The organism is Phytoactinopolyspora halotolerans, from assembly GCF_010550675.1.
Lineage (GTDB): Bacteria > Actinomycetota > Actinomycetes > Jiangellales > Jiangellaceae > Phytoactinopolyspora > Phytoactinopolyspora halotolerans.
Window position 1 is genome coordinate 45,888 of sequence record NZ_JAAGOA010000011.1, and the last position, 24,060, is coordinate 69,947.

At 66.6% G+C, this 24,060-nt stretch carries 19 protein-coding genes; 10 read left to right on the forward strand and 9 right to left on the reverse strand.

The features are described 5' to 3' along the window. Positions 1-53: 53 nt before the first annotated feature. From G1H10_RS16255 to G1H10_RS16265, 3 genes are all read right to left on the reverse strand, one after another. Positions 54-1,082: a LacI family DNA-binding transcriptional regulator gene (locus tag G1H10_RS16255; RefSeq protein WP_163739657.1), complete on the reverse strand. Its 1,029-nt coding sequence runs from the start codon at positions 1,080-1,082 to the stop codon at positions 54-56. Positions 1,083-1,091: 9 nt separating this feature from the next. Then, complete coding sequence (locus G1H10_RS16260) at positions 1,092-2,138, reverse strand: Gfo/Idh/MocA family protein (protein ID WP_163739659.1); 1,047 nt, start codon at positions 2,136-2,138, stop codon at positions 1,092-1,094. 71 nt (positions 2,139-2,209) lie between these two features. Continuing rightward, a complete protein-coding gene (locus tag G1H10_RS16265; RefSeq protein WP_312856590.1) occupies positions 2,210-3,094 on the reverse strand; it encodes a Gfo/Idh/MocA family protein in 885 nt (294 codons plus the stop codon). 50 nt (positions 3,095-3,144) lie between these two features. Here G1H10_RS16265 and G1H10_RS32150 point away from each other — a divergent pair, with 50 nt between their 5' ends. Then, a complete protein-coding gene (locus G1H10_RS32150; RefSeq protein ID WP_174264421.1) occupies positions 3,145-3,300 on the forward strand; it encodes a hypothetical protein in 156 nt (51 codons plus the stop codon). Here the strand turns inward: G1H10_RS32150 and G1H10_RS16270 are convergent. After that, complete coding sequence (locus G1H10_RS16270; protein WP_163739662.1) at positions 3,297-3,968, reverse strand: FMN-binding negative transcriptional regulator; 672 nt, start codon at positions 3,966-3,968, stop codon at positions 3,297-3,299. The two genes, G1H10_RS32150 and G1H10_RS16270, sit on opposite strands and share 4 nt — an antisense overlap. Positions 3,969-4,090: 122 nt before the next feature. On the opposite strand from G1H10_RS16270, the gene G1H10_RS16275 reads away from it, so the two are divergent. The 5 genes from G1H10_RS16275 (at position 4,091) to rny (ending at position 13,255) form a co-directional block, all read left to right on the forward strand. Then, a complete protein-coding gene (locus tag G1H10_RS16275; RefSeq protein ID WP_216853333.1) occupies positions 4,091-5,701 on the forward strand; it encodes an amidohydrolase in 1,611 nt (536 codons plus the stop codon). A 145-nt stretch (positions 5,702-5,846) separates the two neighbouring features. Then, positions 5,847-8,252, forward strand: coding sequence for a molybdopterin-containing oxidoreductase family protein (locus G1H10_RS16280; RefSeq protein ID WP_163739664.1), 2,406 nt, complete (start codon positions 5,847-5,849; stop codon positions 8,250-8,252). A gap of 199 nt (positions 8,253-8,451) precedes the next feature. Next, a complete protein-coding gene (recA, locus tag G1H10_RS35050) occupies positions 8,452-10,581 on the forward strand; it encodes an intein-containing recombinase RecA (protein ID WP_163739906.1) in 2,130 nt (709 codons plus the stop codon). 31 nt (positions 10,582-10,612) lie between these two features. Beyond that, positions 10,613-11,173, forward strand: coding sequence for a regulatory protein RecX (locus tag G1H10_RS16290; RefSeq protein ID WP_216853334.1), 561 nt, complete (start codon positions 10,613-10,615; stop codon positions 11,171-11,173). 489 nt (positions 11,174-11,662) lie between these two features. Next, positions 11,663-13,255, forward strand: coding sequence for a ribonuclease Y (rny, locus tag G1H10_RS16295; RefSeq protein WP_163739666.1), 1,593 nt, complete (start codon positions 11,663-11,665; stop codon positions 13,253-13,255). A 138-nt stretch (positions 13,256-13,393) separates the two neighbouring features. Here rny and G1H10_RS16300 read toward each other — a convergent pair whose 3' ends face one another. The 4 genes from G1H10_RS16300 to G1H10_RS16315 all read right to left on the reverse strand — a co-directional run bounded on the left by G1H10_RS16300 (position 13,394) and on the right by G1H10_RS16315 (position 16,748). Further along, a complete protein-coding gene (locus G1H10_RS16300; RefSeq protein WP_163739668.1) occupies positions 13,394-14,281 on the reverse strand; it encodes an amino acid ABC transporter permease in 888 nt (295 codons plus the stop codon). Beyond that, a complete protein-coding gene (locus G1H10_RS16305; protein ID WP_163739670.1) occupies positions 14,278-14,928 on the reverse strand; it encodes an amino acid ABC transporter permease in 651 nt (216 codons plus the stop codon). Before G1H10_RS16305 ends, G1H10_RS16300 begins: the two co-directional genes overlap by 4 nt. Before the next feature lie 160 nt (positions 14,929-15,088). After that, entirely contained in the window at positions 15,089-15,961 is an 873-nt protein-coding gene (locus G1H10_RS16310) for a glutamate ABC transporter substrate-binding protein (protein ID WP_163739673.1), read from the reverse strand. A gap of 13 nt (positions 15,962-15,974) precedes the next feature. Beyond that, positions 15,975-16,748: an amino acid ABC transporter ATP-binding protein gene (locus G1H10_RS16315; RefSeq protein WP_163739909.1), complete on the reverse strand. Its 774-nt coding sequence runs from the start codon at positions 16,746-16,748 to the stop codon at positions 15,975-15,977. Positions 16,749-16,877: 129 nt separating this feature from the next. Here G1H10_RS16315 and miaB point away from each other — a divergent pair, with 129 nt between their 5' ends. Beyond that, positions 16,878-18,410, forward strand: a complete 1,533-nt coding sequence (miaB, locus tag G1H10_RS16320) for a tRNA (N6-isopentenyl adenosine(37)-C2)-methylthiotransferase MiaB (RefSeq protein ID WP_163739675.1) — start codon at positions 16,878-16,880, stop codon at positions 18,408-18,410. Between the two features lie 144 nt (positions 18,411-18,554). On the opposite strand, the gene G1H10_RS16325 is transcribed toward miaB, so the two are convergent. Next, positions 18,555-19,046, reverse strand: a complete 492-nt coding sequence (locus tag G1H10_RS16325; protein WP_163739677.1) for a hypothetical protein — start codon at positions 19,044-19,046, stop codon at positions 18,555-18,557. Between the two features lie 790 nt (positions 19,047-19,836). On the opposite strand from G1H10_RS16325, the gene G1H10_RS16330 reads away from it, so the two are divergent. The 3 genes from G1H10_RS16330 (at position 19,837) to G1H10_RS16340 (ending at position 24,058) form a co-directional block, all read left to right on the forward strand. Then, positions 19,837-21,570: a glycine/sarcosine N-methyltransferase gene (locus G1H10_RS16330; RefSeq protein WP_216853336.1), complete on the forward strand. Its 1,734-nt coding sequence runs from the start codon at positions 19,837-19,839 to the stop codon at positions 21,568-21,570. Between the two features lie 108 nt (positions 21,571-21,678). Continuing rightward, positions 21,679-22,875: a methionine adenosyltransferase gene (gene metK, locus G1H10_RS16335; RefSeq protein ID WP_163739679.1), complete on the forward strand. Its 1,197-nt coding sequence runs from the start codon at positions 21,679-21,681 to the stop codon at positions 22,873-22,875. Positions 22,876-23,074: 199 nt separating this feature from the next. Next, on the forward strand, positions 23,075-24,058 hold the full coding sequence (locus tag G1H10_RS16340; protein ID WP_163739680.1) for a carbohydrate kinase family protein: 984 nt from the start codon (positions 23,075-23,077) through the stop codon (positions 24,056-24,058). Positions 24,059-24,060 lie beyond the last annotated feature (2 nt).

Consider the following 24,060-nt stretch of genomic DNA (forward strand, 5'->3'; position numbering starts at 1 on the left):
CTTCCCATGATCATGAACATTTCCCGTGCGATATGAACGGGAAATGTTCATGATCATGGGGCGGGTGGGGCGGGTGGGGCGGTCGAGTCGCGCACCACGGGCGTGCCGCTCAGGGTGACCGTCTCTGCTGCGATGCCCGGGTTCGCGATCCGGTGATGCAGCAACGTGATGGCGGTGTCGCCGAGCGCGGCCATCGGCGCCGCCACGGTGGTGAGGCTCGGGGTCACCATCCGCGCGAGCAGCACGTCGTCGCAGCCGACGACGCTCCGCTGCATCGGCACCTGGACATCGCGGGCGTCCAGTTCGGCGAGCACCCCGCACGCCATCACGTCGTCGAAAGCGAAGGCGGCCGTCGCCGCGGTGTCCAGCAGCGCTGCGCCGGCCCGGCGGCCGCCGTCGTAGGACGCGTCGAACGGGCCCAGTTCGACCAGCGAGACGCCGGCGTCCTCCTTGCGGTTCGCCCAGGCGCGTATCGCACGTGCTCGCTGTTTCGCCGCCCACGACGCCGACGGCCCGGACAACAGGGCGAACGTGCGGTGCCCGTGGCCGGCCAAACGGTCGCCGAGGTGGGCGAGCGCACCGCTGTTGTCGCACACCACGCTGGGCAACTCCTTGACCACGCGATTCACCAGCACACATGGCAGCTCGTCGATCGCTTCCGCCAGCGCCCGGGAGGAGGCCCGCGGGGACGCCAGGATCAGCCCGTCGACCTGCCCGTGCAGCTGGCCGATCAGCTGAGTCTCCGCGCCGGCGCTCTCCTCGGCGTCCATCAACGTGACCGAGCATCCGATGTCCGCGGCGGCCCGCTGCACCGCGCGGACCAGGGGCGGCATGAACGGGTTGGTGATGTCCGGCACCACGAGGCCCAGCATCGCGGTGCGGCCGGTGGCGGTGGCGCGGGCGGACCTGTTCGGCCGGTAACCCATGGCGGCGGCCGTGCTCAGGATGCGTTCCCGCACGTCGTCGCGGACCAGATCAGGCCGGGTGAACGCACGGGAGACGGTCGAAGAGGAGACGCCGCACGCCTGGGCGACCGAGTAGATCGTGCTCCGTCGCCCGGACGGATGAGTGTGTGCGGCCATCGGAGAAATCTAGAGCATGCCGGTCTGCTCGCGGGCGCGTTCGATGACCTCGATCTGGCGGCGAACCGAATCTGGGGTGACGAACAGCTCGGCGCCGTCGCGCAGTGTGGCCGCCAGGTGCTGGTAGTAAAGGACGGTGCGCCGGCCGCCGGGAGGATCGACCTGGATGGTCTCCTCCTGCCAGGCGATCTGTTCGCCGGTGCCGTACGCGCGCCCGGCCGCCGGGCCTTCGTCGGCGGCGAGTTCGGGCAGCGATACCGGATCGCACCAGCGCACCCGCAGCCCGCCGTCGTCGGTGCTGACCAGGCTGCCCGCCGTGCCGGCGACGAGCCAGGTAGGCTGCGGGAACGCGACGGCGGAACTGGACTCGATGTCGGCGGTGAGACCGGTCTTGGTCTTCAGCACGAGCTTGACGTGGTCCTCGGCGTCGCCGGCGGAGACCGTGCGGCGTAGGTCCGCGAACAGGTCCAGGGGCCCGTCGCCGAGCAGCAGCAACACCTGGTCGAGGAAGTGCGACGCCGTGTTCGGCAGCTCACCTCCGCCGAACTTGCGCAGCGTCTGCCAGTCCGCCCGGCGGGCGAATCGATGATGGGTGCGCCGGATCATGACCAGCTCGCCGAGGCGTCCGGAGTCCATCAGCTCGCGGATGGCCATGAAGGCCGGGTCGAACCGGCTGTTCTGAAAGCAGGTGAGGACCCGGCCGGACCGCTGCGCGGCCTCGGTCATGGTGTCGACCTCTGTGACGCTCTGCGCCATCGGCTTCTCGGCGACGACGTGCTTGCCGGCTTCCAGTGCGGCGACGGCGAGCGGCACGTGGGTGTGGGACGGCGTGGCGACGATGACCAGCTCGACCTGCGGGTCGACGATGGCGTCAGCCGGCTCCGGATAGGTGACGCAACCGAACCGGGCCTCGGCCTCCGAGCGGCGCTCCGCATCCGGGTCGGCGGCGGCGACGATGCGGTATTCGCCGGTCAGTTCCGCCAGGCCCGCCGCGTGGATGTTCCACCCGGAGCGGCCCAGCCCGAGGATGCCTACGCGGATCGGTTCGTTCGCCATGTCGATCGCTCTCCTTCTCGAGTGGTCTCCCATTGTCTCGGCCCGGCGTGCGGCCGGCTGCCCAGGGCCGGTCACAGCTGGGCGACGACGGTCTCCAGCAGCTGTACCGGCGGCAGTAGCTGCTCGTACGGCATCGGCGGGACGCCGCTGAGGGCAGCGTCGATGAACCGGGCGAGACCGCGGGCGTTGTAGTCGGCGCCGAGCTCAAGCTCCCGTGCGACGAGACCATGCCGGCCGGCGACCACCATGTGCCACGGCACCCGGCCGTGCGTGTCCGGGCGGACGAAGGAGAGCGACAGCTGAACGTCGCCGGCCCGAGCCGTGGCGGTCACGGAGTCTGCGGCGCCGAGCGTGTGCACGTCGGTGACGTCGGGGTTGCCGAGCAGTTCGAGCGCGGGCTCCACCACGTGCGAGCCGTAGAAGAACAGCCCGGCGTGCGGATCGTCGCGATCGGCCGGGCCCGTCACCGCCACTGTCTGGATATCGCCGAGGCCGGACGTGGCGGCGCGGATCTCGTCGACGGTGGGGGACAGGCGCACCGCCGACCACGACCCGAGCACGCCGCCGCCGCGCTCGGCGGCCGCGATGATCGCCTTCGTGTCGGCGACGGTCAAAGCGGTGGGTTTGTCGACGAAGACATGCTTGCCGGCATCCAGCAGGGGTTCCGCGTGTGAGCGGTGCAGGCCTCCGTGCCGGTCGGCGACGATCGCCGCGTCCACCCGATCGACCAGGTCCTCGGCGGTCTCGACGATGTCGTCGATCTGTCCCGCGACGGCGAGCTGACGGTTCTTCTCGGTGTCTCCGCCGGCGAGGACGACCACCCGGCAGCCCTCGTGTCGGCCTTCCACGTTCAGATGCCGCACGAAGTGATCGGTATGTGAGTTCTCTGTTCCGATGACGCCTATACGCAACACGGGACCGTCCTCAATGCAAGCGGTTGCAATCTTGGCATCCACTCTACACGCCGTGCTATCGGGAGAGCAGGCGACGTGCGATACTGGGATGCATGTGGGGAATCGTGCTGCTGCTCCTGGCGCTCTGGCTTGCCGTCTCCCTCATCGGCCTGCTGATCAAGGGCCTGATCTGGCTCTTTGTCATCGGTCTGGCGCTGTTCATCGGGACGTCGATCTGGGGTTGGATCAAGCGGGAGAGCGGCGGTTAGTTCTCCGCAACGCTGCCCAGGCCGAGCACGTCGGACATCAGCGCAGCCAGTTCCCGGTCGCGCCCGTGCGGGCTGGCGGCGAAGCTGTCGTGCACACGGTGCTGGATCTCGGCCGGCTTCTCCTGGCTCAGCTTGAACTGGCTGTCGACGCGTTCCGCCGTGATCTCGAATGCGGCGATGCCGGGGAGTATGCGTTCGATGTAATCCATCGATCCGGAGGGATCCCAGGCCGTGGGCGTGTGTGCCTCGGTGACGTCGATGGTCGCCATGATGGTGCGCAGAGCGTCGTCGGCGTCCTCGATGAGCCGGACCGGCCCGGTGATGTGCACGGCTGCATAGTTCCAGGTGGGGGCGGCAGGCGTGACCTGGTAGACGGTCGGCGAGACGTAGCCGTCCGGCCCGGAGAAGACCGCCAGCACCTGGCCGCCGTCGGTGAAGGACTTCCATTGCGGATTCACCCGGGCCATGTGCCCGATGATCCTCGACCCCTCCAGTGGCACGTCGTCGCTTGGCGGGCCGGCAGGTGTCGGCGAGCGAAGCATCGGAACATGGGTGGCCAGCGGTACTCCGTCGCCGTTCGCGCTGACGATCAGCCCGAACGGATTCTCCCTGATCAACCGGGAGATGCGCGAGGGTGCGCCGGCCTGATAGTGACGAGGCGTATGCATCCGCTCTCCTTACTGTATTAGTACAGATCGCCTACTGTAACGTAACGCTACGACGACGAGAACCGGCGAGTCGCGCAGAGGGCCCGTGCGCCACGCCGGTCGCAGGAGGGAAGGGGAATGCCGTGCAGCTGGATCTGCTGATCACCGGGTGTCGGGCGCTGACCATGGATCCCAGCCGGCCGACGGCGTCGTCGATCGGCATCTGGCGCGGACGCATCATCGGCTTCGACGACGAGCTCGGTGACCTGCCCGCGGCCCACGTCGTCCACGCGTCCGGCGCGGTCGTGCTGCCCGGCTTCATCGACGCCCACACCCACCTGACCTGGACCGGAGCCGCGAGTCAGCAGGTCGACCTGGCCGGCTGCCGCACCCGGGAGGCCATTCTGACCGCGGTGGCGGAAGCGGTCGCGGCGACGCCGGACGGACGCTGGGTCGACCTCGCGGGCTACGATCAGCGGCCGCTCGGCGCCCATCTGAGCTGGCGTGACCTGGAGGTCGTGGCCGCCGGGCGCAAGGTCTACATCACCCATGCCTCGGGGCATGCCTGTCTGGTCTCGCGGGCCGTGCTGGACATGATCGGCGACGACGAGCTGGCGGCCGCCGACGCCGGTGTGCTCACCGACGACGACGGCCGTCCCAGCGGCGTGTTCGTCGAGGAGGCGATGGACCTGGCCCGGTCCCGGCGGATGCCGTATCGGATGGAGGAGATCGCCGACGCGATCGAGATCGCTGCCCGGCAGGCGGCGAGCGAGGGCGTCACGATGTGTGCGGATGCCGGCATCGCGGTCGGGCTCGGTGGGTACTCACCCGTCGAGCTCGCGGCCTATCAGAGCGCGGTGGAACAGGGGCGGCTCCCGGTGCGGATGCAGACGATGGTTCCGGCCGCGATGCTGCATGCCTCCGGAGCCGACCCGGCAGACGGCATCCCGCGCTCGATCGACCTGGGCCTGCGGACGGGGCTGGGCGGTGACCGGCTGTCCGTGGGAGCGCTGAAGATGTGGCTCGACGGCGGGATGATGGCGCGGACCGCGGCGCTGACCGAGCCCTATGCCGACGGCGGGCTCGGCCAGCTCACCTATGACGACGAGGAGCTGGCCGAGCTGGTCCGGGACGCGCACCGGGCTGGCTGGCAGCTGGCGATCCACGCCATCGGCGACCGTGCCGTCGACCAGGCGCTGGACGCGGTGGCCCTTGCACAGCGCGAGACCCCGCGTCCCGACGCGCGGCATCGGATCGAGCACGCCGGCCTGGTCCGGCCCGACCAGCTGCCCAGGATGGCGGAGCTGGGCCTGACCGCCGTGATCCAGCCGACCTTCCTGCACGCGTTCGGCGACGACTACTCGCGGATCATGGGCGAGGAACGCAGCGCGTGGATGTACCGGGGGCGTGGCTTCGCCGACCACGGCATCGGTCTCGCCGGCAGTTCGGATCGGCCGGTCGCCGACGGGGCACCGCTGCGCGCGATTCAGTTCATGGTGGAGCGGAAGAGCTCGGGCGGATTGTCCGTGGGCGCGGGCGAGGCGTTGACCGTGAAGGAGGCGCTGGCGGCGTACACGACGGGGAGCGCGCGGGCTTGCCGGGTGGAGGAGAAGCAGGGCAGCCTGAGCCCGGGGAAACTCGCGGACCTGACGGTGCTGGCAGCGAACCCGCGGGACGTGCCGGTGTCCGAGCTGGCCGACATCCCGGTGCTGGCGACCGTCGTGGGCGGTGAGTTCGTGCACGGGAATCTCTGAAACGGGACCTCTGAAAACGCGCTCAACGGGTCTACAATCGACGCACACAACCGGGCCAGGCCTCGACATTCACCGCGATTCCTGGTCGTGAAGCGATCTGGAGCGCTGCGCATGCGGGCATGACCATGTCCGATCGGAGAGCCCGATGGCTGGACCGCACACGATCGAGCACGTGCCGACCTTCTGCCCCCTGTGTGTGTCGCGGTGCGGCGCGACGGCGACCGTCGCCGACGGCACGTTCACGGCGCTCGAGCCGGACCCCTCGCACCCGACCGGCCAGGCGTTGTGCATCAAGGGTAAGGCCGCGCCGGAGATCGTCTACCACTCGGAGCGTCTGCTGCATCCGTTGCGACGGGTCAGCCCGAAGGGCGCGGCGCGGCCTCGGTTCGCCCGCATCAGCTGGGACGAGGCTGAGGAAACGGTAGCCGAGCGGTTGACCGGGATCGCGCGGGAGAGCGGGCCGGAGTCGGTCGTGTTCGCCTCCGCCTCGCCGTCCACGTCGGCCATGTCCGACTCGGTGGACTGGGTGATGCGCCTGCGCCGGGCCTTCGGCAGCCCGAACTTCTGCGTGTACATGGAACTGTGCGGATGGGGCCGTTACCTCGCCCCGCTGTACACCTTCGGCGCACCCGTGCCGGGCGTCTACATGCCGGATCTGGAGCGGGCGGGCTGCATCCTGTATTGGGGATACAACCCGTCGGTCTCCCGGCTGGTCCATGCGACCAGTACGGTGGCCGCGCTGCGGCGGGGTGCCCGGCTGGTCGTCGTCGACCCGCGTCGTGCCGGCTTGGCCGGCAGGGCCGACCACTGGCTGCGGGTGCGTCCGGGCACGGACGGTGCGCTGGCACTCGCGCTGACTCATGTGATGATCGAACAGGGCTGGTTCGACCGCGAGTTCGTCGGTCGCTGGACCAACGCCCCGTTCCTCGTACGGTCCGACGACGGGCGGCTGCTGCGCGCGTCCGCGCTGGGGGCCGGAGCAGACACCGACGCGTCCGTGGCGTGGGACCGGATCGCCGGCGGGCCGGTCGTCGTCGATCGGGTGCGCGGCGGGGCCGCTGCGGACCACACCCGGCTTGCGCTGTCCGGCACGGTCGAGGTCATGACCGTCGACGGCCCGATCCGGTGCCGCCCGGTGTTCGACCTGGTCGCGGAGCGATGCCGCGCCATGGCCCCGGCTATCGCGAGCGAGATCACCGGAGTGCCCGCGCTCGACATCGAGCGTGCGGCGCGAACCTTATGGGAGTCGCGTCCGCTGGCGTTCTACACCTGGAGTGGGCTCGAGCAGCACGGCAACGTCACCCAGACGGTTCGTGCGATCCACCAGCTCTACGCGCTCACCGGATGCCTCGACGCGCCGGGAGGGAATGTCGCGTTCGCCGGCGTGCCGACCAACCGGATCGACGGCGTCGAGCTGCTCGCCCCCGAACAGCGGGCGAAGGCCCTCGGGGTGGCCGAACGGCCGCTCGGGCCGGCCCGGTTCGAGTTCATCACCGGTGAGGACTTCTACGCCGCCGCTCTGGACGGCCGTCCCTATCGTGCGCGTGCACTGGTCGCGTTCGGTGCGAACCTGATGATGGCGCACGGCCAGAGCGCCCGCGGGCGGGGCGCCCTGGCTGCGCTCGACTTCTTCGTCCACGCCGATATGTTCATGAACGCCACTGCCGAGCAGGCTGACATCGTGCTCCCCGTGACCAGCGCGTTCGAGTCCGAGGCGCTGCGGGTCGGGTTCGAGGTCAGTCAGGAGGCGCAGTCGCTGGTGCAGCTGCGCCGGCCGGTGGCGCCGCCGCGCGGTGAAGCACGGTCGGACATGCAGATCATCTTCGCGTTGGCGAGGCGGCTCGGGCTCGGCGACCACTTCTTCGGCGGCGATATCGAGGTGGCGTGGCGCTATCAGCTAGCGCCAAGCGGAGTGACCGTCGAGCAGTTGCGTGCTCAGCCGGAGGGAGTCCGGGTGCCGCTGCGGACCGTGCACCGCACGTACGCGATGGACACTGGCGGAGTGCCGCGGGGATTCGACACGCCATCCGGCGTGGTCGAGCTGTTCTCGGAGGAACTTGCCGACCACGGATACGCGCCGATTCCGGAGTTCACCGAGCCCGGTATCAGCACCCGGTCTCGCCCCGATCTCGCGTCGCGGTTCCCGTTGACGCTGTCCTGCGCCAAGTCACTGTGGTTCTGCGAGACTCAGCATCGCAACCTGCCGGGCCTGCGCAGCCGTGCGCCGGATCCACAGGTGGAGATCCATCCCGACACGGCGGCGAGCCGGGGGATCGCCGCGGGGGATTGGGTACGGATCGACACCCCGGTGGGTAGCGCGCTCGCCCGCGCCAAGCTCACCGCCGGTCTCGATCCGCAAGTGGTGTTCGGCCAGCACGGCTGGTGGCAAGGGTGCGCCGACGGCGGCTTTCCGGGGTATCCACCCGTGGGGCAGGGGAGCGCGAACCTCAATGCGGTGCTGAGCCTGACACCGAGTGATCCGATCAGCGGCAGTTCGCCGCTGCGAGCGTCCGTGTGCGAGGTGCGGCCGGCGGATCCGGTAGGCGCGTGAGGACTGCTCGCACGCCGTCGGCGTGTCATTTGGCGTTCGAACACAGTTTCGGTATAGCGTGGCGGTTGTCGAGACGGAGCAAAGTTATCCACAGGTTGAGGATTGATCTCGACCTTGTCGGTGGCACGGCGTAACGTCTCGATCGATGACGAAGAAAGCTCAGGGCCGCGGCGCGGCCCGTCAACCCCAGGCGGTAACCATGGCAGCTCCCGCAGACCGCGAGAAAGCCCTTGAGACGGCGCTGGCGCAGATCGAGCGCGCGCACGGCAAGGGCTCGGTAATGCGCTTGGGCGAGGAAGCCCGTGCGCCGATCGAGGTCATCCCTACCGGATCGATCTCGCTGGATGTCGCACTCGGCATCGGCGGCTTGCCCCGAGGCCGGGTCATCGAGATTTACGGCCCAGAGAGTTCGGGTAAGACCTCGATCGCTCTCCATGCAGTGGCCAATGCACAGAAGGCCGGAGGCGTGGCGGGTTTCATCGACGCCGAGCATGCTCTCGACCCCGAGTATGCGAAGGCGCTCGGCGTAGACACGGATTCGCTCCTGGTCTCCCAGCCGGATACCGGAGAGCAGGCGCTGGAGATCGCGGACACTCTGATCCGCTCGGGCGCTCTCGACATCATCGTCATCGACTCGGTCGCCGCGTTGGTCCCGCGCGCTGAGATCGAAGGTGAGATGGGGGATAGCCACGTGGGTCTGCAGGCCCGGCTGATGAGCCAGGCGTTGCGGAAGATCGCCGGAGCGCTGAGTCACTCCAAGACGACGGCGATCTTCATCAATCAGCTCCGGGAAAAGGTCGGAGTCTTCTTCGGCTGCTTCAACTACAGCACTCGTGTCAACCTGGCCGACGGCACCACGGAGAAGATCGGCAAGATCGTCAACCAGAAGATGGACGTCGAGGTGCTCTCCTATGATCCGGAGACGGGCCAGGTGGTCCCACGTCGGATCGTCAACTGGTTCGACAACGGCAACGCCGAACGCTTCCTCCAGTTCACGGTGGAGAAGTCCGGCGGCAATGGCCGATCCCAGTTCGCCGCCACGGAAAACCACTTGATCGGTACTGCCGGTGGCTGGCGCCATGCGGGCGACATCAAGGTGGGCGAGCGCGTGATGGTTTCCGAACCGATGTGCCTAAGTGATCAGCAGTGGCAGGTGATCCTAGGCAGCGTCATGGGAGACGGTCACCTCGCCCCGAATCGCCGGGACCGCCACGGGGTCCGGTTCCGGATGGGGCACGGACCCAAGCAGGTCAATTACCTCGACTGGAAGGGCTCTCTGCTCGGAAACATCACGCAGACGCGGCGTACTGATGAACGGGGTTCGGCGTGGATCGATTTCACCCCATTGCCGGAGCTCGGCGAGCTATATGACGCCGTGTACTGGGGCGACGGAAGGAAGCATCTATCGTTTGAGTATCTGAAAAAGTTGACGCCGTTGGCGTTGGCCATCTGGTATATGGACGATGCTTCGTTCAGCATCCGCTCCAAGGGTGTGCAGGAGCGCACTAGAGGCGGGACGGGACGTGCCGAGATCTGCGTCGACGCGATGGGTACAGGGACGCAGGAGCGTCTGGTCGAGTATCTGAACGACACTCTGGGAGTCGCATGCGCCGTCCGCAAGCGCGGTAGTCGTCGGCAAAACGTTCTTCAATTCACAACGGCGGGGACCGCGAAGCTGCACGAGCTGATTGCGCCATATGTTCATCCCTCGATGCAGCACAAGTTACTTCCGCAATTCCGCGGCCAGTTCGACGTCACTTCGGAGTTCGTGGAAGAGCGGCTAGAGCTCATGCCTGCACGCGTGCTCGACATCCACGTCAAGCCGCCGACGCGCTCGATGCGCAGGTTTGACATCGAGGTCGAGGGGAATCACAACTACTTCGTCGACGGCGTGATGGTGCACAACAGCCCGGAAACCACCACCGGTGGCAAGGCACTGAAATTCTATGCCTCTGTCCGCTTGGATATCCGTAGAATTGAAACTCTGAAAGACGGAACCGACGCAGTCGGAAACAGGACTCGGGTTAAAGTGGTCAAGAATAAGGTAGCGCCTCCATTCAAGCAGGCAGAGTTCGATATTCTTTATGGTGAAGGAATCAGTCGAGAAGGCAGCTTGATCGATCTGGGCGTTGAGCAGGGCATCGTCCGGAAGTCCGGCGCCTGGTACACCTATGAGGGCGATCAGTTGGGGCAGGGCAAGGAGAACGCCCGTAACTTCCTGAAGGAGAACCCGGACATCGCGGAAGAGGTCGAGAAGAAGATCAAGGAGAAGCTGGGCGTCGGCCCCAAGATTGACGTGGCAGCCGAGGAGCCTCCGGTCGACTTCTGAGTACGTATCTCCGCCGAATGAGTTGATAGTGGTGACTGACAGGGCTGGTGCTGGCCGCTCCCGTAGAGCGGCCAGCGAGGACGCAGAGGCTGATCCTGAAAGCATTGCGCGGGAGATCGTGCAGCGTCGGCTTGCCGCTGCTCCGCAGACGCGGGCCCAGCTCGACCAAGCGATGGCGAAGAAGGGCGTGCCGGATGATGTCCGGGAGCGTGTTCTGGACCGGTTCGCCGAGTTGAACCTCATCGACGACGCAGCCTTCGCCGAGGCATGGGTGGAGTCGCGGCACGTGGGTCGAGGATTGGCCCGTCGCGCGCTCGGTCATGAGTTACGTCAACGCGGCGTCGAGCCGGCACTGGTCGACGAGGCCGTCGCGGCCCTGCCGACGGAGCGTGAGGAGGAGACAGCTCGTGAGCTGGTGGCCAAGCGGCTGGCGGGCACGAGGCGACTCGAGCCTCAGGCTCGGATGCGGAGGCTGATGGGGATGCTTGCACGCAAGGGGTATCCGCAGGGCCTCGCCTATCGGGTAGTCCGCGAGGCGCTGGAGTCAGACGGAGCCGACGGCGACGACCTACCCGAGCCGCAGCTCGAGTGAAGGTAGCGGGAACGTGAACGCACGGTTGCCGCTTCCTGTCCGGCGCGAAGAGATCTGACACTCTGGCGAGACGATCTTGATCCGGACGCACGAGGGCGGGTAGCGTGCCGTCCGTATCGTGTGTGGGGAACCACGTTGAAGGTCTAAACCGTGCGGCAGATGAGGCACGGTAAGGTAACCCTGCCTTGACCACGACTTCGCCTTTACGTAGCCTCGTCCTAAAGGTGGAATGTTCTCCGCGACCGCGGATCGACATAGCTACAGCGCAACGGGTACGAAATACAGGACTCCCGTCCTCATAGGGTGGCGAGCTGGCGCATATGTGATGGTGGCCGGGCGTAGACACGTCTAGCTGAGTGCGCCGGGCGAATGGGCGATGCAACGCGTCGGCCATGGAGTGCCCAGGGCGATGTGGTGCTGCCATAGTGGTCGCAGAACGGTTCCACCGAGGCAACGCCCAACTCGGGCGTCGACGTGAGGGAGCCGACGATGGACACTGCCACTGCCATCCTCGTCGTCGGCGCAGTTCTTGCCCTCGTTCTGGCCATTGTCGCGATCGGGCTGTTCCGGCGAGCGAACCATCGTCAGCAGCTCGAGCACGCGCGCGCGGAGCAGGAACGGGCCGACCGATCGGCGCGGCTCGAGGCGGCCAACGAGGCCGCAGAGGCTACCAAGGCGGCTGCCGAGGAGAAGGCGGCTGAGATCTTGGCGCAGGCACGCGCCGAGGCCGAGCAGCTCGAGCAACATGCCGACGACACCAATAGTCAATTGCACCAGAAGCGGCTCGACTTGGAGCAGCGTGAGGTCCGGCTGGGACAGCGCGAAGCGCGCCTGCACGTGGAAGCTCGCTCTCTGGAAAGCCGCGAACAGGAACTGACCAAGCAAGAGACCGCCATGGCGCAGCGGCTGGTCGAGATCGACGAGCTGGAGAGCGCGCGCAAAGCCGAACTGGCGCGGGTGGCCGGCCTGACACCCGAACAGGCGAAGAACGAACTGATCGAGGCGATCGAGAACCAGGCGAAGCGGGATGCGGCGATCAAGGCTCGCGACATCGAACGCGATGCCACGGAACAGGCACAGAGCCGGGCCCGGGAGATCATCACGCTGGCGATTCAGCGGCTGGCGTCGGAGCAGACCTCCGAGGCGGTCGTCTCGGTGCTGAACCTGCCGGGTGATGAGATGAAGGGCCGCATCATCGGCCGTGAGGGCCGGAACATCCGTGCATTCGAACAGATCACCGGCGTCAACGTGATCATCGATGACACGCCCGAGGCGGTGCTGCTGTCCTGCTTCGATCCAGTGCGCCGGGAGATCGCGCGGCTGACCCTCGAAGAGCTGGTGCTGGACGGCCGGATCCATCCGCACCGGATCGAGGAGCAGTACCACAAGAGCAGGGCCGAGGTGGAGAACCTCTGCGTGCGTGCGGGCGAGGACGCGCTGGTCGAGGTCGGCATCACCGATGTCCATCCGGACCTGGTCGCGCTGATCGGCCGGTTGCGCTACCGCACCTCGTATGGCCAGAACGTGTTGCAGCATCTGCTGGAGTCGGCTCACCTGGCCGGCATGATGGCGGCTGAGCTCGGACTGGATGTCACCCTCGCCAAGCGGTGCGCGCTGATGCATGACATCGGCAAGGCGCTGACCCACGAGGTGGAGGGCAGCCACGCCCTGATCGGGGCGGAGATCGCCCGCCGGTACGGCGAGAGCGAGGACGTGGTGCACGCGGTCGAGGCGCACCACAACGAGGTCGAGCTACGCACCGTCTACGCGGTGCTGACGCAGGCGGCTGACGCCATCTCCGGCAGCCGGCCCGGCGCCCGCCGGGAGTCGTTGGAGGCTTACGTCAAGCGGCTGGAGCGGCTGGAAGAGATCGCGATGGGCCAGGACGGTGTGGAGAAGGTCTTCGCGATGCAGGCCGGCCGCGAGATCCGGGTGATGGTGCTGCCGGACGTCGTCGACGACCTCCAAGCGCAGGTGCTCGCCCGGGACATCGCCAAGCAGGTCGAAGAGGAACTGACCTACCCCGGCCAGATCCGTATCACCGTGGTTCGCGAGTCCCGCGCCACCGAATTCGCTCGATAGTCCCTGTCCTTCGCGCGGCTATGAGCGCGCAATGTGCCATCCTCTCGGGCACAGCCGTGGAGCTGAACCCGAGACGGCGCGTCCCGTAGCGGGTACCGGCTCTGCCACACCATGGCATGGTGCTGGGTGGGCGTTTGGCTACGCGCCCGTGGAACGGTCGTCTGGGCCCTGTACCTGGCCGCCGACGGCCTCCTTCGCGGCGGCTACACCGCCGGCGGTCTTGGCGGAGCCACGGCGTTCCAGGTAGACGGCGAGCCGGGAGAGCGTCAGGTTGATGATGATGTAGATCGCGGCGCCGACGGCGAACAGCGGGACCACGTACCGGATGCCGAAGAAGTCGCGGAGGTTCTGTACCGATCGAAGCAGCTCGGCGTAGCCGATGATGAAACCGAGCGAGCTGTCCTTGAGCAACACGACGAGCTGGCTGACCAGCGACGGCAGCATGCGCCGGACGGCTTGCGGCAGCAGGATGGACAGCAATGTCTGGGTGCGTGTCAAGCCGACCGCGTATGCAGCCTCGGCCTGTCCCGCCGGCAGCGAGACGATACCGGCGCGCAGGATCTCGGCGAAGATCGCCATGTTGTAGACGACCAGGCCGAATACCACGGCTTCCAGGAACGACAGGTTGAGCGCCAAGACACCGAACAGCATCATCAGCACCACGGGAAGGCCCCGGAAGATCTCGATGACGAAGATCGACGGCCAGCTGATCCAGCGCTGTGGGGTGATCCGGCCGACGGCGAGGATCAGCCCGAGCGCCAGTGCGAGCGGCGCGGCGATCGCGGCGGCGCGCAGTGTGGCGCCGAGCCCTTCGACCAGAAGGAAGTTCCAGACGTCGGCCGCTTCCTGGTTCTTCGGCGGGTCGAAGTAGATCGACCAGCGTTCGGCCTCGAAGATGCCGTTCTTCTGCAGTTGCCACGCGCCGAAGCCGAGCAACGCGAGCAGCGCCAGGCCGCCGATGACGGAGCCGATGCGCTCTCGGCGCCGGGCTCGCGGACCAGGGGTGTCGTAAAGTACCGAGCTCATCGCGCGAACACGACCTTCCGTTCAACCCAACTCGCCAGGATTCCGGACGGTATCGTCAGAATGAGGTAACACACTCCGATGCCGATCAGCACCGGTATGACGTCCGCGGGGTTGGAGTTGGCAAGCCTGCGTCCGATGGCGAACAGCTCAGTCACGGCGAAACCGCCTGCCACCGATGTGTTCTTGGTCAGCGCGATGAAGATGTTGATCAGCGGCGGCACAACCGTCCGGAACGCCTGCGGCAGCACGATGAGCTGGAGCGTCTGGGTGAACGTCAGACCGATCGCACGCGCGGCCTCGGCCTGACCGACCCCGACACTGTTGATTCCGGACCGTACCGCCTCGCACACGAAGGCCGCAGTGTAGATCGACAACGCCACCCACGCCGAGACGAAGAAGCTCGGAGTTCTTATCCCGACCTGCGGCGCCACGAAGATGAAGAAGAAGAAGACAATGGTCAGTGGGGTGTTGCGAACCAGTTCAACGTAGACGGTGCCGAACCAGCGCAGGCTCGCCACCGGTGATACCCGGAACGCGGCGAGGATCGTTCCGAGAACCAGGGCGGTCGCGGCGGAGGCAAGGGTGAGCCACAGGGTCATCCTGAATCCTTGCCAGTACAGGTCCAGGTTGCTGAAGATGGCATCCACGCACGTTCACCTCCTTCTTCAACGCGTCGATCAGTTGGGGCCGGTCCGCCGGCCGGCGGACGCAGACGGGTATCCGCCGATCATGAGCATCGACGGCGAGGCCATCGGTCTTCGGCCACACGAGTTCGTGGTCGAAGACCGATGGCCGTCTGACGAGCGATCAGTAGCGGTCGACTTCCGGTGGCTCCGGCGTTTCGAGGACCTCTCCGGCGGTGGACTCCCACGCCTCGACCCAGCTGCCGTCGTCGTAGGACTCCTCCAAGACATCGTTGATGAAGTCGCGGAACTCGTCGTCGCCCTTGGCGAGCCCGATGCCGTACGGCTCCTCCGTGAACTGTTCACCGACGAGCTTGAAGTCGTCCGGGCTCTCCGACACGTATCCGGCGAGGATCACGTTGTCCGTGGTCAGCGCGTCGACCTGACCCTGCCGCAGCGGCTCGAGACAGTCAGAGTAGGCACCGAACAGCTCCAGGTTCGCATCCGGATAGTTGTCCCGCATGTTCTGCGCCGGGGTGGAACCCTCGACGGTGCAGACGCTCTTGCCGGCGAGATCGTCCGGGCTCTCGATCTCCTCCTCATCCGCACGGACCATGATCATCTGCCCGGCCTCGTAGTACGGACCCGCGAAATCGACGACTTCCTTGCGCTCGTCGTTGATGGTGTAGGTGGCGACGACGATGTCGACCCGGCCGTCTTCGATGTACGGCTCGCGGTTGGCCGACTGGGTCTCCACCCACTCGATGCCGTCCTCGTCGATACCGAGTTTGGACGCGATGATCTTGCCGATCTCGACGTCGAAACCTTCCGGGTCACCGCTGGGCCCGCGCAGCCCGAACAGAGGCTGGTCGAACTTGGTGCCGATGGTGATGGAGCCGGCGTCGGCCAGCTCGGCCATCGTGGTGCCTTCCTCGAAGTCGCCCGCTTCGACGTCCTCGGGCTCCGTCGTGGTGTCGTCATCGTCGTCGCCGCACGCGGCGAGGGCCAGCGCGGTCGAGGCAGCGACCGCGGCAAAAATGAAGCGTTTGGTGCGCATCGGGTTGAACTCCTTAGTGCGTCAGGATCTTGCTCAGGAAGTCTTTCGCCCGATCGCTCTTCGGTCGGGTGAAGAACTCCTCGGGGGCGGCCTCCTCGACGATTCGGCCGTCGTCCATGAATATCACGCGGTGGGCCGCCCGTCGGGCGAATCCCATCTCGTGCGTGACCACCACCATCGTCATGCCTTCCTTGGCGAGCGACGTCATCACGTCCAGGACCTCGTTGATCATCTCCGGGTCCAGTGCGGACGTCGGCTCGTCGAAGAGCATGACCTTCGGTTTCATCGCTAGCGCGCGGGCGATGGCAACCCGCTGCTGCTGACCGCCGGAGAGCTGAGCCGGCAACTTGTTCGCCTGGTTCGCCACCCCGACCCGTTCCAGCAGACGCATCGCTTCTTCCTGCGCGGCCGCTCTCTTCACCCCCTTCGCCTTCATCGGCCCGAGTGTCACGTTCTGTAGCACCGTCTTGTGTGCGAACAGATTGAACGCCTGGAAGACCATGCCGACGTCGGCGCGGAGCCGGGCCAGCGCCCGCCCCTCCGCGGGGAGCGGCTGGCCGTCGAGGGTGATGGTGCCGGAATCGATCGGTTCCAGGCGGTTGATGGTGCGGCATAACGTCGACTTGCCGGAGCCGGACGGGCCGATCACCACCACCACCTCGCCGCGCGCCACGGACATGTTGATGTCCTGCAGCACATGCAGCGAGCCGAAATACTTCTGGACGTCACGCAATTCGACAAGGGGCTGGCCGACCTCCGCCGTGGGCACGGAGGCGGAGCCGGTCATGTCGTCGCTGGCGGTCATGCAGGCAACCTACCTATCTTGACCAGGGATGTGCACGGATTTCACGGTTACGGTCAGGCTACGACTCGACTTCGGATGATGCAGGGTGTTTGGCGTAGCCTAGATCCCGACATGAATGCGCGCACATACCAGGTCCGCACCTACGGGTGCCAGATGAACGTCCACGACTCCGAGCGGCTCGCCGGTCTGCTCGACGACGCCGGCTACACCAAGGCGGGCGACGACGGCTCCGGTGCGGACGTCGTCGTGCTCAACACGTGTGCCGTCCGGGAGAACGCGGACAACAAGCTGTACGGCAACCTGGGGCATCTGGCCTCGGTGAAGGCCTCCCGTCCGGGCATGCAGATCGCGGTGGGGGGATGCCTGGCGCAGAAGGACCGGGACGAGATCGTGCGCCGTGCACCCTGGGTGGACGTGGTCTTCGGCACGCACAACGTCGGGTCGCTGCCGGTGCTGCTGGAGCGGGCCCGGGTGGAGCAGGAGGCCCAGGTCGAGATCGTCGAGGCGCTGGAGGTGTTCCCCTCGTCGCTGCCGTCCCGGCGGGAGAGCCCGTACTCGGCGTGGGTGGCGATCAGCGTCGGCTGCAACAACACCTGCACCTTCTGCATCGTGCCGGCTTTGCGCGGCCGGGAGAAGGACCGGCGGCCTGGAGACATCCTGGCGGAGGTGGAGGCGCTCGTCGCCGACGGTGTCATCGAGGTGACGCTGCTCGGGCAGAACGTCAATGCCTACGGCGTGGAGTTCGGCGACCGGTACGCCTTCGGCAAGCTGTTGCGCTCGGTGGGCGCGGTGGAAGGCCTGGAGCGGGTCCGCTTCACCAGCCCGCACCCGCGGGATTTCACCGACGACGTGATCGCCGCGATGGCCGAGACACCGACGGTGATGCCGCAGCTGCACATGCCGCTGCAGTCCGGTTCGGATCGGATACTCAAGGCGATGCGCCGCTCGTATCGGCAGCGCCGGTACCTGGACCTGGTGGAGCGGGTGCGTGCGGCGATGCCGGACGCCGCGATCACCACCGACATCATCGTGGGCTTCCCGGGCGAGACGGACGAGGACTTCGAGCAGACCCTGCACGTGGTGCGTGAGGCCCGGTTCGCTTCCGCGTTCACGTTCCAGTACTCCAAACGCCCGGGGACACCCGCGGCGGAGATGGCGGATCAGGTCCCGCCGGAGGTGGTCCGCGAGCGGTATCAGCGGCTGGCGGACCTGGTCGAAGAGGTGGCCTGGGACGAGGCCCGGGCACTGGTCGGCAGCGAGGTCGACGTGCTTGTTTCCGACGGCGAGGGCCGCAAGGACGAGCGCACGCAGCGCCTGTCCGGCCGAGCACGGGACAACCGGCTGGTGCACTTCGCAGTGCCCGCCACCACGACGGAGGACGGTGCTGAGGGCCCACAGCCGCCCCGTCCAGGTGACGTGGTGACCGTCGAGGTCACCAGGGCCGCTCCGCACTACCTGGTGGCCGACTCGGCGGCGGACGGCGGTCGCTACGAGATACGTCGTACCCGGGCCGGTGATGCGTACGAGCGGGCCACCGCGGCGGATGCGGGCGGCGGCAGCAGCGGCGTGCTGCTCGGCATGCCGTCGATCGGTGTGCCGCAGGAGGAGGCGGCGAGCGTGTCAGGCTGCGCTGTCTCAGGATGATTCGCCCGCTCATTGAGTGTCAGTGACGCATACAGGCTCCCAAACCGGCGTATGACGCAACGTGCACTCATGAACAAGCGCGAGGACCCCGGTGGGCACCCGGCCGCGGCCCTACTGTGTGGGGTGAGAAGCTCCTGGTGACCTTCACGGCGGGGGAGCGGCCGTGGGCGGCGGACGGAAATGCCGGCGCAGCGCGTCCCGGTAGGTCACACGAGCACGGTCGGCGATGGCCAGGGTGCCCAGCAGGCCCGTCCCAGCCGCGAACACGCTCGCGATGAGCCGTACCTCCTCGCTCATCGCGCCGAACACCCACCATCCGCGGATCACCGCGTACGTCAACGCGCCGAAGAACAGCGACGAGACGACGAAGCCGACTCGACGCGGGCGGGGGAGCTCGGGCTCGGGTTGACCTGACCACCACACGGCCAGACCCATGGCCGCGAGCACCAAGCCGATCACGCCCAGGCCGGCCGGCTCCCAGATGATGGCCACCAGTCCGACCGAGATGAAGACCCGGGACGGGAGGCCTCCCGGATATCGGCCGCGCGCCGGTATCCAGGCGATAGTGAGGCAGACAGTCACCAGGGCGACCACCCCAGCACCTACGATCTGTGCGGCGTCGTCGGCGGAGAGCATGGTGGTATTCGACCACGTTCCGTCGTTCACTTCCGCTATGCCCCCTACCCGGCGTGCCGAGCCGGCCTGTTCGACCTGCCCCGGCGAGGGCGTCGCGCGGGGCGCTCGGGGCAGCGAGCGTCGACGCGCCAGTGGACGCTAGCCGGACGAGCGTTCTGTAGCCGAACACCGCGCTGACCACCGGAGACGGTCGAATTGAGCGACCGATATTGCACCCGCCATTGGGTGGAAATCATGATCAGATTCGCTGTGAAATCACTCGCAGTACGCCATGAAAATGTTGCGCACTTCGGAACGGTTGCGCCCATGGGAACAAATCTGTCATCGTTTATGCAATGCGCGTGGAGGGTACATGAAGACGTACGGACCAGCGTTGACGTGGGAAGATCGGAATCGCTCCCGCCCACATGGTGAGATATTGGTGAAGTTACCGAACGGCACTACTTTACGCCATTGATTCACGGCTATGGCCAGGTGCCCTCGCAGGCGTCTGGATTGCATCGGGACCACGTATGAAATGGTCCGTGACCTCCCAGGTCAGCCCGGGTTTCGGTGGGTGAGAGTTGATATGTCTGTTCGGATCCTTTAGCGTGTTCAGTAATGCGCGACGGGGCCAGCCGCGGGTTCCGCCGCGACGCTGGGACCGGTCCAGTGAAATGCCGACGGGAAGTCAGGTGACAGGCGGGCGTGAGGCTGCCCGCGCGGCAGAGAGCGTCGCCTGAACGTGTTTCCTTGCCCGACGGGAGCGGTCAGCGGCTGACGCAACGGTGCTTCGGCTGCGGTGCTCCGCATGCCGCATGAACACTGGGAGTTGTGCATGGCCAGAGAAAATAGTGCAGCAGTCCGTGGAACCGACAGCGTCAATGCCGACCCGGAGTCATCTGGGACTTCCGACGTTCATCAGGACTTCGGCGAGAATCCGCTGGAGGTCAGGACGACCGATCACTACACCGAAGAATATGTGACCGGGTTCGTCGACAAGTGGGACGACCTCATCGATTGGAAGAAGCGGGCCGAGAGCGAGGGCAACTTCTTCGTCGACCAGCTCAAGGAGCGCGGGGTCCGCAAGGTACTCGACGTGGCGACCGGTACGGGGTTCCACTCGGTGCGGCTCATCGAAGAAGGTTTCGAGACGGTCAGTGCCGACGGCAGCCCGGAGATGCTTGCCAAGGCGTTCGAGAACGGCGTCAAGCACGGCGGGCACATCCTGCGGGTGGTCAACGCCGACTGGCGCTGGCTCAACCGGGACGTCCACGGTGAATATGACGCGATCGTGTGTCTGGGTAACTCATTCACCCACCTCTTCTCAGAGCGTGACCGCCGCAAGGCGCTGGCCGAGTTCTACGCGATGCTCAAACACGATGGTGTGCTGATTCTGGATCAGCGCAATTATGACGCGATTCTGGACGAGGGTTTCTCCAGTAAGCACACCTATTATTACGCCGGCGATGACGTGTCCGCCGTTCCAGAACACGTCGATGACGGGTTGGCTCGTTTTAAGTACACATTCCCTGACGGCTCCGAGTATTACCTCAATATGTATCCGTTGCGCAAGAATTATGTGCGCCGCCTCATGCGCGAGGTGGGTTTCCAGCGGATCGAGACGTACGGCGATTTCCAGGAAACGTACAAGGAAAACGAGCCGGACTTCTTCATTCACGTCGCGGAGAAGCGCTACCGCCCCGATGAAGAGCTGACCGAGATCTATTCGACGCCGGTCAACGTGGCGCGGGACTACTACAACTCCGAAGACGCCGACAACTTCTACGCCATCATCTGGGGCGGCGAAGACATCCACGTCGGAACCTACCTGACACCGGATGAGGAGATCGCCTCCGCGAGCCGTCGCACGGTCGAGAACATGGCCGCCGAACTGAAGATCGACGCGGACACCAAGATTCTGGATGTCGGCGCCGGCTACGGTGGCTCGGCGCGTTACCTCGCCAAGACCTACGGCTGCCGGGTGACCTGTCTCAACCTCAGTGAGGTCGAGAATGAGCGCAACCGGAAGATGAATTCCGAGCAGGGCATCGACGACCTGATCGACGTGGTCGACGGATCGTTCGAGGACCTACCGTTCGAGGACAACTCCTACGACATCGTCTGGTCGCAGGACGCCTTCCTGCACAGCGGTGATCGGGTCCGGGTGCTCGAAGAGGTGGTCCGGGTACTCCGCCCGTCCGGGACGCTGATCTTCACCGACCCGATGGCGGCCGACCACTGCCCGGCCGGCGCGCTCGAGCCCATTCTGGCTCGTCTGCAGCTGGACACGATGGGTTCGCCCGGCTTCTACCGCCGCGAGTTGTACCGGCTCGGCATGGGCAACGTCGAGTTCAGGGACCAGAGCGAGCAGCTGCCGCGTCACTACGGCCGGGTCCGGGACGAGCTGGAGCAGCGCGCGTCCGAGCTGACCGGGCGGGTGAGCGTCGAATATCAAGAGCGGATGAAGGCAGGGTTGAAGAACTGGGTCGAGGGCGGCCACGCCGGAAACCTGGCCTGGGGCATCATCATCGCACGTCAGTAAGTTAGGTAACGCCTTTCCAACGGAGATTATGAGGCGCCCGCGGAAGCCAAGGCGGCTTCGTTCAGTTCGGCGCGGCCCGTTTGTGACGAGAGAAGAGAGTGGAGAAGAATGGCATATCGGCGTTTGTTTACGAGTGAGTCGGTCACCGAGGGGCATCCGGACAAGATGGCGGATGCGATCAGCGACTCGATCCTGGATGCGCTGCTGGCGCAGGACCCGAAGTCGCGGGTGGCGTGTGAGACTCTGATCACCACCGGGCAGGTGCACATCGCCGGTGAGATCACCACTGAGGCGTATGTGGACATGCCGAGCATCGTCCGGGAGCGGATCCTGGAGATCGGCTATGACTCCTCGGCCAAGGGTTTCGACGGTGCGTCGTGCGGTGTGAACATCGCGATCGACGCGCAGTCCCCGGACATCGCCCAGGGTGTGGACACCGCGTTCGAGAAGCGGGTCGAGGGCAGCGACGACGAGATCGCCTCGCAGGGCGCGGGGGATCAGGGGCTGATGTTCGGCTTCGCCTGCACCGAGACCCCGGAGCTGATGCCGCTGCCGATCGCGCTGGCGCACCGGCTGTCCAAGCAGCTGACCGACGTGCGTAAGCAGGGCGCGCTGCCGTACCTGCGCCCGGACGGCAAGACGCAGGTCACGGTGGAGTACGAGGACGGTAAGCCGGTCCGCCTCGACACGGTTGTGGTGTCGTCGCAGCACGCTGCCGACATCGACCTGGAAGCGATGCTCACCCCGGACATCCGGGACCAGGTGATGCGCCCGCAGATCGAGGCGCTGGGTCTGGACACCTCGACCACGCGGCTGCTGGTGAACCCGACGGGTCGGTTCGTCACCGGTGGCCCGGTGGGCGACGCTGGTCTGACCGGGCGGAAGATCATCGTGGACACCTATGGCGGCTACGCCCGTCACGGTGGTGGCGCGTTCTCCGGTAAGGACCCGTCGAAGGTGGACCGCTCCGCGGCGTACGCGCTGCGCTGGGTGGCGAAGAACGCCGTCGCCGCCGGGCTGGCCGACAAGATCGAGGTGCAGTCCGCGTACGCGATCGGCAAGGCCGCGCCGGTGGGGCTGTTCATCGAGACCTTCGGCACCGAGAAGGTGGACCCGGCCAAGATCCAGCTGGCCATCGAGGAGGTCTTCGACCTGCGTCCCGGCGCGATCGTGCGCGATCTCGAGCTGCTGCAGCCGATCTACGCGCCGACCGCCGCGTACGGCCACTTCGGCCGGGACGACCTGGACGTGCCGTGGGAGCGGACCAACCGGGTCGAGGAGCTCAAGGCTGCGGCCCGCGTCTGAGGGGCCGGACAGGCGCCCCGAGAGTAGGTCACCCTCGCGCGCGTGGGCGTTCCGCGGCGACAATGAATATCGCCGCGCATGCTCGCCCACGCGCGCCGGGTGACAGACCGACGCCGTTGACGATGCACGCCGACGAGGGCACGGGCCGAAACCGACACGCGCCCGCCGCCGCCCAGCTCGATTGAACGAGGAGACCCCTTTGCGTATCGCAGTGACCGGATCGATCGCGACCGACCAGCTGATGGTCTTCCCGGGCAGGTTCACCGACCAGCTCGTGGCCGACCAGCTGGAACAGGTGTCGCTGTCGTTCCTGATCGACCATCTGGACATCCGCCGTGGCGGGACAGCCGGCAATATCGCTTTCGGCTTCGCGAAGGTGGGGTTGTCTCCCGTTCTGGTCGGCGCGGTCGGACAGGACTTCGCCGAGTACCGTGCCATTCTGGACAGCCACGGTGTGGACACCTCGTCGATCCACGTATCCGACGAGAAGCACACGGCCCGATTCATCTGCACCACCGACGAGATGCAGAACCAGATCGCCTCGTTCTACACGGGCGCGATGGAAGAGGCACGGGAGATCGAATTGAGCCCGATCGCCGACCGCGTCGGCGGGTTCGACCTGGTGCTGATCTGCCCGAACGACCCGGTGGCGATGATCAAACACACGAACGAATGCCGCGAGCGCGGCTACCGGTTCGTGGCCGATGTGGGGCAGCAGGTGGCCCGGATGACCGGCGACGAGCTGCGTCAGCTGGTGGATGGGGCGCACTACCTGTTCACCAACGAGTACGAGCGCAGCCTGCTGCTGGAGAAGACCGGCTTGAGCGAAGACGAGGTCCTCGGCCAGGTCGACTTCTGGATGACGACGCTCGGCGCGGCCGGCGCACGGCTCGAGTCGAGCGGCGGCGACGTCGTGACCGTGCCCAGCGTGCCGGCCAAGCAAGAGGTCGACCCGACAGGCATCGGCGACGCGTTCCGGGTGGGCTACTTCGCGGGTGTATCCTGGCAAGTCTCGGCTGAGCGCGCCATGCAGGTCGGCGGTGTGCTCGCCACGACCGTCCTGGAGACGCTCGGGGGACAGGACTATGAGGTCGAACCGGACTCGTTCGTCCGCCGGTTCGCGGACGCCTACGGTGAAGACGCTGCCGCCGAGATCAAGCCCTTCATCGGGCAGGCTGCCTAGAG

What these genes read in the sequence shown, in the direction of transcription:
- G1H10_RS16255 (WP_163739657.1), bottom strand. Translation starts at nt 1,082, where the DNA reads ATGGCCGCACACACTCATCCGTCCGGGCGACGGAGCACGATCTACTCG.
- G1H10_RS16300 (WP_163739668.1), bottom strand. Translation starts at nt 14,281, where the DNA reads ATGAGCTCGGTACTTTACGACACCCCTGGTCCGCGAGCCCGGCGCCGA.
- G1H10_RS32150 (WP_174264421.1), top strand. Translation starts at nt 3,145, where the DNA reads ATGTGGGGAATCGTGCTGCTGCTCCTGGCGCTCTGGCTTGCCGTCTCC.
- G1H10_RS16315 (WP_163739909.1), bottom strand. Translation starts at nt 16,748, where the DNA reads ATGACCGGCTCCGCCTCCGTGCCCACGGCGGAGGTCGGCCAGCCCCTT.
- G1H10_RS16310 (WP_163739673.1), bottom strand. Translation starts at nt 15,961, where the DNA reads ATGCGCACCAAACGCTTCATTTTTGCCGCGGTCGCTGCCTCGACCGCG.
- rny (WP_163739666.1), top strand. Translation starts at nt 11,663, where the DNA reads ATGGACACTGCCACTGCCATCCTCGTCGTCGGCGCAGTTCTTGCCCTC.
- G1H10_RS16325 (WP_163739677.1), bottom strand. Translation starts at nt 19,046, where the DNA reads ATGCTCTCCGCCGACGACGCCGCACAGATCGTAGGTGCTGGGGTGGTC.
- recA (WP_163739906.1), top strand. Translation starts at nt 8,452, where the DNA reads ATGGCAGCTCCCGCAGACCGCGAGAAAGCCCTTGAGACGGCGCTGGCG.
- G1H10_RS16270 (WP_163739662.1), bottom strand. Translation starts at nt 3,968, where the DNA reads ATGCATACGCCTCGTCACTATCAGGCCGGCGCACCCTCGCGCATCTCC.
- G1H10_RS16280 (WP_163739664.1), top strand. Translation starts at nt 5,847, where the DNA reads ATGGCTGGACCGCACACGATCGAGCACGTGCCGACCTTCTGCCCCCTG.
- miaB (WP_163739675.1), top strand. Translation starts at nt 16,878, where the DNA reads ATGAATGCGCGCACATACCAGGTCCGCACCTACGGGTGCCAGATGAAC.
- metK (WP_163739679.1), top strand. Translation starts at nt 21,679, where the DNA reads ATGGCATATCGGCGTTTGTTTACGAGTGAGTCGGTCACCGAGGGGCAT.
- G1H10_RS16260 (WP_163739659.1), bottom strand. Translation starts at nt 2,138, where the DNA reads ATGGCGAACGAACCGATCCGCGTAGGCATCCTCGGGCTGGGCCGCTCC.
- G1H10_RS16330 (WP_216853336.1), top strand. Translation starts at nt 19,837, where the DNA reads ATGCCGCATGAACACTGGGAGTTGTGCATGGCCAGAGAAAATAGTGCA.